Raw genomic sequence first — 13,211 nt, 5'->3', positions numbered from 1 at the left:
CTCCCGCCGACGAGGGCGTTGTCGTGGGCGTTCGCTCAGCGCGTGATCGACCTGCGCGATGGTCGAGGCCGGCGCGACAACGCGCCGTGCGACACCAGTGCGGCCGCGCGCCTCGCCGGCACGGCGACGGATGCCACGTCCGCGAGTCGGGGGTGCGCCTCGTCGCCGTCGACGACCACGCCCGTGTGCCACGTGATCGTCAACCCGTCGGGACCGTCGCGGAGCAGCGCCAGATTGTTGTCGAACCAGGGGCCCTTCACGGTGCGCCAACGGAACGGCGGGTCGGGCACCTTCGCCGAGCGTGCAACTGCCGCGCCGATCGGGGTTACCACCCCGTACGACATGACGACGGCGAACCAACGCAGCAGCCTCGGAAGCGGATTGCGCACCGGCGAGCAGACTGCTTGAAGGATGCGGCCTCCCGTCTCGCGTTCCACCTCCGCCAGGAAGGAGTAATGCACGTCACCCGAGAGGAACGTCACGGTCTGCGGCGCTGGGCCGCGCTCACCGTCGGCGACCGCCGTCGCGATCCCGGCCACGGCCTGGAAGCTGTTCTGGAAGGCCGCCCAGTGCTCGAGGTCGACCGCCTGGCGCAGGCGTTCGCCGACCCATGCGGCGGATCGGCCCCACGCGCCCTGGGCGACGGCCTCATCCCAGGCCTCGACGTGGTGCAGACCCATCGGCAACAGGAATGGCAGCGAACTTGCCACGAGGAGGTGTCGGAAGCCACCGCGCATGCGTTCGTCGAGCCATTCGAGCACCTGGGCATCGAGCAGTCCACGAGCCGACGGGGTCAGGTCCCTCGCGACGCGCGAGTCGACGACGACCAGCCGTACGTCGTCGAAGTCCCGGCAGTAGCTCCAGCCGTAGCCGTCGGGCTCCGCGTCGCAGCGCTCGGCGAACTCGTCGAGCACGTCGGTGAGGTCGAGTTCGGCGGCCGCGTCGTGGCCGATGATGCGGCGCCACACCTCGTCGGCCGCTCGTGCTCGGGGCGACAGGTTGCCGAGGTGTTGGTACACCCAGTACGACGCCAGACCGGCGACGATGCGGCCGTGCCACCACGAGGTGGCCTCCATCTTCCGCTTCCAGTCGAGTGAGGCATTCCAGTCGTCGCGGATGTCATGGTCGTCGAAGATCATGGCGCTGGGAAGGGTCGACAGAAGCCAGCGATTGGCCGGGTCGGACCACGCGAGCTCGTAGAGATGCCCGTACTCCTCGTAGTCCTTGAGCTCCTTCCCCGGCTCCTCGTGGATGTCGCGCCGGCTCCGGATGAAGTCCTGCATCTCCTTCGAGGTCGAGTCCGCGTACACCTGGTCGCCGAGGAAGAGGAGCAGGTCGGGACGGTCGGCCCGGCCTTCGGCGACGGCGAGGGCGAACGCGCGCAGCGTGTCGACGCCGTGCCTGCGGTTCCCGTGCCGATCGTGGGAGATGCTCGTGCGGCACGACCCGAACGCGATCCGCACCGGGCGCCCGGGCGTGCGTGTCTCGATCACCGGCGGCGGGTATTCGGAATCCGCCTCGGGCCAGACCCGCCGGCCGTCGATCTGCACGTCGTAGGGTCGCGCCGCGCCCGGCTCGAGGCCGTCGACCTCGACGAGTGCATAGTGATGACCGTGCACGGCGAAGCTGCGGGAGTGCCAGGACCGACCGTCGGCGTTGACGGTCACGCGGCACTCGGCTCGCGTCTCGACCCAGATGCTCGCGGACGTCTCGTCGACGAACCGCAGCATCGGACCGAGCACCAGTGGGGAGGCCGCCATGCATCCCGTTCTACCGTGTTGCGCCGCACACTGCCATGGGTTGCATGGCGGATGCCGCGGCTCCCGCCTGCGGCATCCGCATCCCCCTGCCCGTCTACTGCGCGGGCGGCCTACCCCTTCGTGGCTCCGGCCAGCAGGCCGCGCACGAAGTATCTCTGCAGGCTGAAGAACACGATCAGCGGGATCACGATCGAGACGAATGCCGCGGCCGTCAGCAACTGCCACTCCTGGCCTCTCGTGCCGACCAGCTCCGCCAATCGCTGGGTGATCGGGGCGACGTCTTGCGTGCCTCCCGAGAAGATGAGCGCGACGAGCAGATCGTTCCAGACCCAGATGAACTGGAAGATCGCGAACGACGCGAGCGCGGGGGTCGCGAGCGGCAGCACGATGCGGAAGAAGATCTGCCCGTGCGTCGCGCCGTCGACCTTCGCCGCTTCGATGACGTCGGCGGGGATATCGGAGATGAAGTTGTGCAGCAGGAAGATGGCGAGCGGCAGGCCGAACATCGCGTGAGCGAGCCAGAGCGGAAGGTAGTTCTGCTCGGGAATGATCGGCACGATGTCGTGCAGCCATGCCTGCATCGGCCGCAGCCACGTGGAGAAGATCTGCAACAGGGGCACGAGCGACATCTGCAGGGGGATGATCTGCAGCGCGAACACGAAGATGAACAACCAGTTCACCCATTTGAACCTGATCCACGCGAACGCGTAGGCCGCCATCGCCGCGAAGACCAACGTGATCAGCGTGCCGAGCAGGGTGATCGCGATCGAGTTCACGAGGTACGAGCCGAGCTGCGGTGATGACGACGACGTCGAGAAGAGCACGGTGGCGTAGTTCTCGAGCGTGAAGCCGGGGTTCTGGAAGATCGTCCACCAGCCCGTCGTGCGGATGAGCTCGGCGGGGCGGAACGACGAGACCAGCAGGCCGAACGTCGGGATCGTCCAGACCACGGCGATGACGAGCGACGCGATCGTCGCGGTGCGCGACGTGAGGCGCTTCTTGACGCGCGCTGCCTTCGTGCCGGGCTCTCTCTCGGCGAGCTCGGCCGCCTCACCATCGGCGAGTTCCTTGTCGATCGGGAGGTCGGCGGGGGCGACGCTGCTCATCGGATCTCCCTCTGCTTGCGAAGCACATTGACGTTGTAGATGACGATCGGGAGCACGAATACGAACAGGATGAGCGCGAGGGCCGACCCCCGCCCGATCTCGCTCGCGCGGAAGGCCTGGGTGTACATCTCGTTGGCGACCACGCTGGTGTTGAAGTTGCCCGCCGTCATCGTTCTGACGATGTCGAAGACCTTCAGCGTGGCGATCGAGATGGTCGTGAACACCACCACGAGTGAGCCTCGGATGCCCGGCACGGTCACGTTCATGAACCGTTGCCAGGCGTTCGTGCCGTCGAGTTCGGCCGCCTCGATCTGCTCGGTGGGGACGCCCTTGATGGCGGCGCTGAGCAGCACCATCGCGAATCCGGTCTGGATCCAGATCATGATGACGATCAGCAGGATGGTGTTGATCGGGTCGGTCTGCAACCATTGCACCGGTTCGCCGCCGAATGCGACCACGATCGCGTTCAGCAAGCCGATCTGATCGCCGACGCCGTTGTAGTCGTAGACGAAGCCCCAGATGACGCCCGCCCCGACGAACGAGATGGCGATCGGCATGAACAGGATCACCTTGTAGTACTTCTCACCGCGCGACTTGTCGATGAACACCGCGTAGGCCAGGCCGATCACCGTCGAGATGACCGGGGCGAGCGCCACCCAGAGGACCGTGTTGATGAGCGTGCGGATGGCGGCGGGCTGGGTGAACATCCAGATGAAGTTGTCGAGCGACCATTCGCCGGCATTGTTCTGGAACGCGAGGAAGCTCGTGCGAATGGCGGGATAGACCAGGCCGATCGCGACGAAGAGCATCGCCGGGAGCAGGAACAACGCGAGCTGCCAGTAGTCGCGGCCCTTCTTGGGTGCCTTGTCGATGAAGAAGATGAGCAGGCCGACGACCGCGGCCAGCACCACGAGGCCCATCACCACCTGCAGGATCTTGCCGAGGAGATCGGGGGTAGTCATCGTGCCTCCCAAAGGTTCTTCACTGAACCGAGTCGTCGTTCAAACCGGGTGACGAGGGGCGGGGTTTCGCAACCCCGCCCCTCGATCATGCCGCGTGCGGCGCGCTGCGCGCTACTAGCTCGCCGGCCAGCTGGCTTCGATGGTGTCGAGCACCTGAGCGGTGTCTTCACCGCCGACCCAGGCCACGATGCCCTTCCAGAAGGAGTCGGCGCCGACGGCACCGGGCATCAGGTCGGACCCGTCGAACCGGAACGTGGTCTCGGGGTTCTGCAGGATCTCGATCGACTGCACGAGCAGCTCACTCGACGCGACCTCGGGGTCGAGCCCCTTGTTCGCGCTGATGACGCCGCCGAGGCTGACCCGGTTGTTCGCCCAGAGATCGCTCGAGAGGTAGTGGCGGAACGCCTCGACCTCTTCGGCGTCGCGGAACGCGACCGGGAACTCGCCGCCGCCGGTGACCTGCAGACCGCCGCCTGCCTCTTCGGGCGGGAGCAGGAACGCGAAGACCGTGCCGTCGGAGGCGACCGTGTTGGCGTCACCGCCATCGGGGTTCCAGAACGTCTCGTAGAACGAGGCCTGGTGATGCAGCGAGCACTCGCCGTCGAGAATCGGCAGCCCGCCGGTTTGGAAGGCCTCGGTGACCAGTGTCGACACGTTGCCGATGCCGGCGTTGACCATCTCTTCGTTCTTCAGGTACGCGCCGACGCCGTCGAAGGCCTCAGCGATCTGCGGGTCGTTGAACGGGATGCCGTGCGTGACCCACTGGTCGTAGACCTCGGGTCCGTGCAGGCGCAGCACGTAGTCCTCGATCCAGTCGGTGCCGGGCCATCCGGTCGCGTCACCCGACTCGAGCCCGACGCACCATGGCTGCCGACCGCTGTCGGACGCGATCTGCTCGGAGAGGGCGGTGAGCTCGTCGAGCGTCGCCGGAATCTCGTAGCCGTTCTCTTCGAACTCGGCGGGCGAGTACCAGATGTAGCCCTTGATGCTGGCCATCAGCGGAGCGGCGTACACCTCGCCGTCGACGGTGGCGTACTCCTTCCAGATGGGGTCCCACCACTCATCGATGTTGTCGACGACCGGCTGCGACGCGGGAATGAGCCACCCGCCCGCGGCGAGTCGGTTCAGCAGACCCGGCTGCGGGACGATGCCGACGTCGGGAGCGTTGCCGCCCTCGGCGAGCACCGCGATCTGGGCCTCGAACTCGCTCGAGCCCTGGTAATCGACCGAGATGCCGGTGCAGGTCTCGAAATCGGCCCACGACTCGCTCAGCCGATCGGCTTCGAGGTCGAGGATCGTTCCGGCCACCGTGACCTCGGCGTCGTCGAACGTGCCGTACTCCTCGTAGTCGGCGCAGTCGGTGTCGGCCGCGTCTTCGCCGGCGATGTCGCCGGTACAGCCCGTGAGGGCGAGTCCAACCGCCGCGGCCGCCACCACGGGGGCCATCCAACGGCGATGCCGTCTGATTCTCATGTCATCTCCTCGTTGAGTGAATGTGGTGCAGGCGAAGCCGGGAACCGGTTCCAGCCTCCACGGTATGACACCGGCGACCCTCCTCACAAGTAACGAGAGGTCACGGTTCGGCCACTGAGGATCGAAGTCCGCCACTACTGGCGGAGAGCGCTCCCAATTGAGGCGTGTGTCGGCGAGTCCGCGCGGCGATGTCATTCGGGAACCGGTTCCATATTCGCCGATCGTGGCAGTACACTCTGCTCGGAGCAGCCCGACGAAGGGAGGCGCTGATGGCGGCCATCAGCGATGTCGCGCGCCTCGCCGGCGTCTCCAAGGCGACGGCGTCCCGGGCGCTCAGCGGCCGGGGGTACGTGGCCGACGACACGAGGGAGCGCGTCGTGGCCGCCGCGGCGACGATCGGCTACATCGCCTCACCCGATGCCGCGGGCCTCGTGACCGGGCGCACGAAGAACGTCGGCGTGGTGATCCCCTTCGTGAACCGGTGGTTCTTCGGAGAGGTGCTCGAGGGCATCGAGCGCGCTCTCCTCGCCGCCGGCTACGACCTGACGCTCTACAACCTCGCCCATTCGGGCCCGGAGCGCAATCGGGTGTTCGAGTTCTTCCTCGCCCGCAAGCGGGTCGACGCCGTGATCGCCGTCGGCGTCGACCTCTCCGAGCACGAGGTGTCCGCGCTCGAGCTCCGGGAGAAGCCGCTCGTGTGCCTCGGCGGCAGCGGCGGAGCTGCGGCACGGCTCGCCGTCGACGACCGGGCGGTCGGCCAGCTCGCGACCGAGCACCTGCTGCACCTCGGCCACACGCGCATCGCGCACCTCGCCGGCACCGGGGCGGGCGAGGCCCCGGCCACGGTACCGGGCCGGCGGCAGCTCGGGTTCTTCGAGGCCATGGCCGCCGCGGGACTCACCCCCTCACCGGCCGACGTCGTCGAGACCGAGATGAGCATGCCGGGCGGCTACCGCGCCGCGCTGCAGTTGCTCGGGCATCCCGGGCCTCGCCCGACGGCGCTGTTCGCGGCATCCGACGAGGTGGCCTTCGGAGCGATGCGCGCGGCGGAACGGCTCGGCATCGCAGTGCCCCGCGAGCTCTCGATCGTGGGCGTCGACGGGCACGAGTACGCCGAGATGTTCGACCTCACGACCGTCGAGCAGTACCCCGGCGAGCAGGGCCGTGCGGTGGTCGACGTGGTGCTGCGGCTGCTCGGCGACGGCGCCGAGGCCGACCCGCTGCCCGACTCGGGCGCCCCGATGCCGACGCGCCTCGTGGTGCGCGCGAGCTCCACGGCCGCCCCGCGCTGAGCCCGATCGAGGGCCCGATCGACAGCCCGATCGACGAGGCCGCCGTCGAGCGCGTGTCGGCCGGCGGCGTGCGTTGGAGCGGATGCCTCAGGCCGCGTCGCCGACCGTGATCGCCTCTGCCTCGACGGCCGCGGGTTCGGGTGCGCCGTTCACTCGGCGAAGCGCCCGGTGCCCGAACAGCACGATGAGGAACGCCACGAGCACCGAACCGGCCGCCGCGAAGTACGGCGCCGAGGGCGCGATGAGCCGCGCGAGCTCGGCGGCGGCGGGCGGCGCGACGGCCCCGCCGAGGAACCGCACCGCGGAGTAGGCGCTCGACGCGACCGAGCGCTGCAGGTCGGTCGCCTCCATGACGCACTCGGTCAGCACGGTGTTGAGCACGCCGAGCACGAGTCCGCCCACCACGATGCACACGACGAGCCAGCCCGGTTCGTCGATCGCGAATCCGCCCGCCACGAGCACGGCGGCGAGGGTCGGCAGCGCGATGCCCAGCACGGTGGTGCGCCGCATTCGTGCCGTCAGCGCCGGCGCCAGGAAGACCGAGGTGACCGCGAGCGCGACGCCCCACCCGAAGAAGGTGAAGCCGAGGCCGAGGGCGTCGAAGCCGAGCGGGAACGGCGAGTAGGCGAGCAGCACGAAGAAGCCGATGTTGTAGAAGAGCGATGCACCGGCGAGCACGGCGAGAGCGGGTTGGCGGAGGGCGCGCAGCGGCGCCGAGAGCCGCGTGGGCTCGGGTCGCCCGGCGCCCGAGGCATCCGCGTCGTCGTTCAGGAAGACGATGATGGCGATGAGCCCGACCGCCATGAGCGCGGCCGTGCCGAGGAACGGCCCTCGCCAGCTGAGGTGACCGAGCAGCCCGCCGAGGAGCGGCCCGATCGCGATGCCGAGACCGAGCGCCGCTTCGTAGAGGATGATCGCCGAAGCGGATCCGCCGGCCGCCGCGCCGACGATCGTCGCGAGTGCGGTGGAGATGAAGAGCGCGTTGCCGAGGCCCCAGCCCGCGCGGAAGCCGATGATCGACTCGACGTTCTGCGAGAGGCCGGCCGCGGCCGCGAACACCACGATGATGCCGAGACCGATGAGCAGGGTCTTCTTCGCGCCGAGGCGACTCGACACCCAGCTCGTGCCGAACATCGCGAGCCCGGTGACGAGCAGGTAGCTCGTGAAGAGCATCTCGGTCTCGGTGGGCGTGGCCTCGAGGCTCTCGGCGATCGCGGGCAGGATCGGGTCGACGAGACCGATGCCCATGAACGCGATCGCGCTCGCGGCCGCGACCGCCCAGACGGCTTTCGGCTGCTTCAGGATCGAGGGGGACGCGCCGCGGCCGGCGCTCACGCGACGACCCCGGTGCTCGCGGCGTCGCCCGCACGCTCGAGGCGGGCGCGCACGATCTCGACGGCGTCGGCGAGGGTGTCGAGTTCGGTGTCGTCGAGGTCGGCGAAGGTCGGGGCGAGGGCGCGGCCCAGCTCTGCGCGCCAGGCGTCGAGCGCCGCGAGCCCTCGCTGGTCGGCGGAGATGAGCCAGGCACGGGCGTCGCTCGAGTCGGCGATGCGGCGGATCCAGCCCCGCTCGTCGAGGGCGTTCACGATCTTCGTCATGGTCGGCTGGGTGACTCGGCTGACCCGGGCGAGCTCGCCGAGGCGCATCGGCCCGAGGTCGCGCAGCACGCCGAGTGTGCGCCACACTGCGGGCGACTCGGTGCTTCCGGTGACGGCGGCGGCGAGGCGGGTGAGTCGGTGGGTCACGAAGACGAGGTCTCCGAGCACCGTGGGGAGTTCGTGCTGCGTCATGAGTTGAATTATACATAGCCCGGCTATACATATTCGTCCGACGCATCGGCGCGCCCCCCGCGCCGATCCCGCGATCGCCGACAGGATGTCGCTGACGAGGCGCACCTCGACGGCGCACCTCGACGGCGCACCGAGACGGCGAACGGGCTCGCCGCCACCCGCCGGCGCACCCCGCACCTGGAACCATCCATCGAAGGAGTCACATGACCGTCAACATCTCAGCAGCTCCCCTGTCAGCACCGCTCTACGGAGCATCCTTCGGGCAGGCGATCAGCAGGTTCTTCAAGAAGTACGCCACGTTCTCGGGCCGAGCCAGCCGCAGCGAGTTCTGGTGGTGGTTCCTCATCAACACGATCGTCGCGGGCGTGCTCTACGGCATCGCAGCCGCGGCCGGGGCCGCGGGCTCGACCGTCTCGGACAACGGCATGATCGTGCCGGGCCCGGGGTTCGCAGTCGCCGTGATCCCCTATTCGATCTGGGCGCTCGCGACGTTCATTCCGTGGCTGGCCCTCGCCTGGCGTCGCCTGCACGACACGAACCGCTCGGGCGGGTGGTACTTCATCGGCCTCGTGCCGTTCATCGGCGGCATCATCCTGCTCGTGTTCTTCCTGCTGCCCTCCGACCCGGCGGGCGCGCGCTTCGACCGCTGACGGCGTGAGACGACGGATGCCCCGTGGCTCGTGAGCCACGGGGCATCCGTGTGTTCAGGTGACGCGAGTCACCTCAAGCTGCGACCCTCTCGCGAGGGCGGCGATTACTTGAGGGTGACGGTTGCGCCGGCTTCCTCGAGGGCAGCCTTCGCCTTCTCGGCGGTCTCCTTGTTCGCGCCCTCGAGCACGGCCTTGGGAGCACCGTCGACGACGGCCTTGGCCTCGCCGAGGCCGAGCGAGGTGAGCTCGCGGACGACCTTGATGACCTGGATCTTCTTCTCGCCTGCAGCCTCGAGCACGACGTCGAAGGAGTCCTTCTCCTCGGCCTCTTCAGCAGCAGCGCCGCCGCCTGCGGCAGCGGGGCCGGCAACGGCGACGGGGGCAGCCGCGGTGACCTCGAAGGTCTCCTCGAATGCCTTGACGAACTCCGAGAGCTCGATGAGGGTCAGGCCCTTGAACTGCTCGAGCAGCTCTTCAGTGGACAGCTTCGCCATGATTCTTCTCCTTAGATTCTTTGGTTACTCACCGCTTGAGAGGCTCGCGCCTACGCAGCGGACTCCTGCTTCTCACGCAGCGCGTCGACCGTGCGAACGGCCTTCGACAGCGGTGCGTTGAACAGATATGCGGCTCCGAACAGCGAGGCCTTGAAGGCACCGGCGAGCTTCGCCAGCAGCACTTCGCGGGACTCGAGGTCGGCGAGCTTGCCTACCTCTTCTGCGGTCAGGGGCTTGCCATCGAAATAGCCGCCCTTGACCACGAGGAGGGGGTTCGCCTTGGCGAAGTCACGCAGGGCCTTCGCGACGGCGACCGGGTCACCGTGCACGAATGCGATCGCGGACGGACCGGCGAGCTCGTCGTCGAACGACGAGATTCCGGCCTTGTTCGCTGCGATCTTGGTCAGCGTGTTCTTCACCACGGCGTAGCTCGCGTCCTCACTGATGGACTTGCGCAGCGTCTTGAGCTGGGCAACAGTGAGGCCGCGGTATTCGGTCAGCAGAACGGCGGTCGAGCTCTCGAACAGGTTCGTGAGTTCGGCAACCGAGGCTTCCTTGTTCGCCATGGCCACTCCTTGTGTCTTCAACGTGCATCGCGGAAGCGGTGCACGGCCTGGAGCGCTGGAACGTTCGTGGGAAAAGAAAAAAGCTCCGGCGCAGTTGCGCGGAGCTCGGCCCGATCACTCGGAAGTCTTCGTCACACCTGCGCGGGCCCTTGCTTTCGCAAGACTTCGGTCGTGAGCTTCTTGCGAGGCGCACGACAACCAGCGGTCTTCGGCTCCGTACAGGCTAACGGATGCCCCGGCCCCTCGCAAATCGCGGCCCCCAGCCGAAGCGGGCTGGCCGATGTCGGCGGACAGGAGAAGACTCGCAGCATGGAGATCACACACCTGAACCCCGATTCGCTGCACTCCAATCCGGCCTTCAGCCAGGGAGTGCTGGTGAGCGGCGCGCACCGCACCCTGCACATCGGCGGCCAGAACGGCACGGATGCCCTGGGTGCGATCGTTCCGGGCGGCCTCGGCCCGCAGACCGAGCAGGCACTGAAGAACGTGCTCGCCGTGCTCGCCGAGGTCGGTGCCGACCAGAGGAACGTGGTGCGACTGGCGGTGTACCTGGCGGCGGGGCAATCGGTCGACGACGGGTACGCCGCGTCGGCGCGCGTGTGGGGGCCGCATCCGACCGCACTGACAGTGCTGATCGTCGCCGCGCTCGGCCGACCCGACGCCCTCGTCGAACTCGAGGCGACCGCGGTCATCGAGTGATGCGCCGACGCTGACATTAGTTGACGAATGTCCACTATCTTGTTATAGTTGACAATAGTCAATCAATTTCAGGAGTCTCATGGCACTCGCCTCGCGCAATCGCGCGCCCAAGAAGTCCGCACCGGAGAAGGGCTCCGGCACCGCGGCATCCGCTGAACTGACCGAAAGCGGCATGACCCACCGCGAGGTGCTCACCGCCCTCTCCGGCCTGCTGCTCGGCATGTTCGTCTCGATGATCGCCTCCACGGTCGTCGGCAGCTCGTTGCCCGTCATCATCTCCGACCTCGGCGGCGACCAGTCGGCGTTCACCTGGGTCGTCACGGCGACCCTGCTCGCCACGACGGTCTCCACGCCCATCTGGGGCAAGCTCGCCGACCTCTTCAACCGCAAGCTGCTGCTGCAGCTCGCCCTCGTGATCTTCGTCGTCGCCTCGGCGCTCGCCGGCTTCTCCCAAGATGCGGGCACCCTCATCACGATGCGCGTCTTCCAGGGGCTCGGCGCGGGTGGCCTCGCCGCCCTCAGCCAGATCGTGATGGCCGACATCATCAGCCCCCGCGAGCGCGGCAAGTACGCCGGTCTGTTCGGCGCGGTGATGGCCGTCGCGACCGTCGGCGGCCCTCTGCTCGGCGGCGTCATCACCGACACCCTCGGCTGGCGCTGGAACTTCTTCGTCGGACTGCCGATCGCGGTCGCCGCACTCATCCTGCTGCAGCGCACCCTCCACCTCCCGAAGCGGCCGAAGACCAAGGTCTCGATCGACTACTTCGGCATCGTGCTCATCTCGGCGGGCGTCTCGCTGCTGCTGCTGTGGGTCACCTTCGCGGGCAACGAGTTCGAGTGGATCTCCGCACCGAGCCTCCTCATGGTGGGCGCGGCCGCGCTGCTGCTCGTCGTCGCGGTCATCGTCGAACTGAAGGTGAAGGAGCCGGTGATTCCGCTCACGCTCTTCAAGAGCCGCACCTTCACCCTCTCGGTCGTCGCCTCGCTCTCGGTCGGCGTCGCGATGTTCGGCACCTCGGTGTTCCTCAGCCAGTACATGCAGCTCGCACGCGGCGCCACGCCGACCGAGTCGGGCCTGCTGACGATCCCGATGATGGCGGGCGTGCTCATCTCCTCCACCATCGTCGGCGCGCTCATCAGCCGTCACGGCAAGTGGAAGTCCTTCATGATCGTGGGCAGCGTGATGCTGACCGCCGGCGTGCTGCTGCTCTCGCGCCTGCACTACGACACCGACTTCTGGTACGTGGGCATCTCGATGTTCGTGCTCGGCGCCGGCGTCGGCATGGTCATGCAGAACCTCGTGCTCGTCGTGCAGAACACCACGGCGGTGAAGAACATGGGCGTCGCCACGAGCGCCGTCACCTTCTTCCGCAGCCTCGGCGGCACGATCGGCGTCTCGGTGATGGGCTCGATCCTCGGCACGGCCGTGGCCGAGAACATCAAGACCGGCATCGCCGGGCTCCCGCCCGAGCAGCAGGCCGAAGCGGTGCAGTCCCTCGGCTCCGGGTCGATCCCGCAGATCAGCGCACTGCCCGACTTCATGCGGGTCGTGGTCGAATCGGCCTACGGCACGGGTGTCGGCAACGTCTTCCTGGCCGCGGTTCCGCTCGCGATCATCACGCTCATCGCGGTGATCTTCCTTCCGAACGCCGACCTCGGCACGCAGAGCGCGATCCAGCGTGCGAAGGCCGAGCAGCGCTCGGGCTCCCCGCTCGAGCGCGAGCTCGAGCAGGCGGGCGAAGAGCTGTTCGAGGTGGCGGAGGGCTCCGTCGCGGTGCCCGTCACCGCGGCGCTGCCCACGGTCGACGCCGATGCGGGCCCGAAGGGCGGCCGCGCTTAAAATGGTCGGCATGACCGCCGAACCCGCGCTCGACGACCGGGCCGCGAACGATGGCTCGAGCGCCGCTTCGAGCGACGCCTCGAGCGCCATCGCCGCCGTCGAGCTGCAGTTCGGCCGGCTCTTCCACCGGGTGCGCGCGAACTGGAAGCTCTACGCCTCCAAGCTGCATCCCGATCTGCCCCCGCTCGGCTACAAGGTCGTCTCGACGCTCGCCGCGAGGGGGCCCGCACATGCGGGCGCCCTCGCCGAGGAACTGCACGTCGACAAGAGCGTGTTGAGCCGCCAGATCCGCATGCTCGAAGAACTCGAGCTCATCGAGTCGCACGTCGACGAACACGATGCCCGCGCGCGGGTGCTCGCCGCGACGCCCGAGGCGGCCGCACGGGTGGCCGAGATCCGGGCGGAGAGCCAGGCGGAGCTCTACGAGCGGCTCGCCACCTGGGAGCCGCACGAGATCCGGCAGTTCGCCGAACTGCTCGGCCGCCTCAGCGACTGAGCGCGCGGGCACCACGCCGCCCCCGCGGCATCCCACGCGGTACCGCCCCGCGGCATCCGTCGGAGTGAACGAATCGTGTCGGA

General features: G+C 68.2%; 13 protein-coding genes. 5 read left to right on the top strand and 8 right to left on the bottom strand.

Features of this window, described 5'->3' with window-relative positions; translation table 11 throughout:
• Positions 1–35: 35 nt before the first annotated feature.
• From DCE93_RS02320 to DCE93_RS02305, 4 genes are all read right to left on the bottom strand, one after another.
• Positions 36–1,760 (bottom strand): alkaline phosphatase D family protein, encoded by a 1,725-nt coding sequence (locus DCE93_RS02320; RefSeq protein WP_108594462.1) that lies wholly within the window; start codon positions 1,758–1,760, stop codon positions 36–38.
• 110 nt (positions 1,761–1,870) lie between these two features.
• Positions 1,871–2,866: a carbohydrate ABC transporter permease gene (locus DCE93_RS02315; protein WP_108594461.1), complete on the bottom strand. Its 996-nt coding sequence runs from the start codon at positions 2,864–2,866 to the stop codon at positions 1,871–1,873.
• Positions 2,863–3,828 (bottom strand): carbohydrate ABC transporter permease, encoded by a 966-nt coding sequence (locus tag DCE93_RS02310; protein WP_108594460.1) that lies wholly within the window; start codon positions 3,826–3,828, stop codon positions 2,863–2,865. Before DCE93_RS02310 ends, DCE93_RS02315 begins: the two co-directional genes overlap by 4 nt.
• A gap of 114 nt (positions 3,829–3,942) precedes the next feature.
• The gene (locus DCE93_RS02305) at positions 3,943–5,301 is read right to left on the bottom strand and encodes an ABC transporter substrate-binding protein (RefSeq protein ID WP_108594459.1); all 1,359 of its coding nucleotides are present in this window, start codon (positions 5,299–5,301) and stop codon (positions 3,943–3,945) included.
• 269 nt (positions 5,302–5,570) lie between these two features.
• Here DCE93_RS02305 and DCE93_RS02300 point away from each other — a divergent pair, with 269 nt between their 5' ends.
• The gene (locus DCE93_RS02300; RefSeq protein ID WP_165906124.1) at positions 5,571–6,593 is read left to right on the top strand and encodes a LacI family DNA-binding transcriptional regulator; all 1,023 of its coding nucleotides are present in this window, start codon (positions 5,571–5,573) and stop codon (positions 6,591–6,593) included.
• A gap of 87 nt (positions 6,594–6,680) precedes the next feature.
• Here the strand turns inward: DCE93_RS02300 and DCE93_RS02295 are convergent, their stop codons facing one another.
• Both DCE93_RS02295 and DCE93_RS02290 read right to left on the bottom strand, forming a co-directional pair.
• Complete coding sequence (locus tag DCE93_RS02295; RefSeq protein WP_244284220.1) at positions 6,681–7,928, bottom strand: MFS transporter; 1,248 nt, start codon at positions 7,926–7,928, stop codon at positions 6,681–6,683.
• On the bottom strand, positions 7,925–8,383 hold the full coding sequence (locus DCE93_RS02290) for a MarR family winged helix-turn-helix transcriptional regulator (RefSeq protein WP_108594457.1): 459 nt from the start codon (positions 8,381–8,383) through the stop codon (positions 7,925–7,927). Before DCE93_RS02290 ends, DCE93_RS02295 begins: the two co-directional genes overlap by 4 nt.
• A 203-nt stretch (positions 8,384–8,586) precedes the next feature.
• Between DCE93_RS02290 and DCE93_RS02285 the strand changes: the two genes are divergently transcribed.
• Positions 8,587–9,033: a DUF805 domain-containing protein gene (locus DCE93_RS02285; RefSeq protein WP_108594456.1), complete on the top strand. Its 447-nt coding sequence runs from the start codon at positions 8,587–8,589 to the stop codon at positions 9,031–9,033.
• 104 nt (positions 9,034–9,137) lie between these two features.
• On the opposite strand, the gene rplL is transcribed toward DCE93_RS02285, so the two are convergent.
• Positions 9,138–9,527, bottom strand: a complete 390-nt coding sequence (gene rplL / locus DCE93_RS02280) for a 50S ribosomal protein L7/L12 (RefSeq protein ID WP_108594455.1) — start codon at positions 9,525–9,527, stop codon at positions 9,138–9,140.
• A gap of 50 nt (positions 9,528–9,577) precedes the next feature.
• Positions 9,578–10,093, bottom strand: a complete 516-nt coding sequence (rplJ, locus tag DCE93_RS02275) for a 50S ribosomal protein L10 (RefSeq protein WP_108594454.1) — start codon at positions 10,091–10,093, stop codon at positions 9,578–9,580.
• Positions 10,094–10,402: 309 nt separating this feature from the next.
• On the opposite strand from rplJ, the gene DCE93_RS02270 reads away from it, so the two are divergent.
• The 3 genes from DCE93_RS02270 to DCE93_RS02260 all read left to right on the top strand — a co-directional run bounded on the left by DCE93_RS02270 (position 10,403) and on the right by DCE93_RS02260 (position 13,128).
• Positions 10,403–10,792, top strand: coding sequence for a RidA family protein (locus DCE93_RS02270; RefSeq protein ID WP_108594453.1), 390 nt, complete (start codon positions 10,403–10,405; stop codon positions 10,790–10,792).
• A gap of 79 nt (positions 10,793–10,871) precedes the next feature.
• The gene (locus DCE93_RS02265; protein ID WP_420836959.1) at positions 10,872–12,632 is read left to right on the top strand and encodes an MDR family MFS transporter; all 1,761 of its coding nucleotides are present in this window, start codon (positions 10,872–10,874) and stop codon (positions 12,630–12,632) included.
• A gap of 10 nt (positions 12,633–12,642) precedes the next feature.
• Positions 12,643–13,128, top strand: coding sequence for a MarR family winged helix-turn-helix transcriptional regulator (locus DCE93_RS02260; protein ID WP_146184919.1), 486 nt, complete (start codon positions 12,643–12,645; stop codon positions 13,126–13,128).
• The last annotated feature ends 83 nt before the right edge of the window (positions 13,129–13,211 follow it).

Source organism: Agromyces badenianii, from assembly GCF_003070885.1.
Lineage (GTDB): Bacteria > Actinomycetota > Actinomycetes > Actinomycetales > Microbacteriaceae > Agromyces > Agromyces badenianii.
Note: the sequence above shows the minus strand (reverse complement) of the source record. Positions and strands in the feature narration are given on the sequence as shown.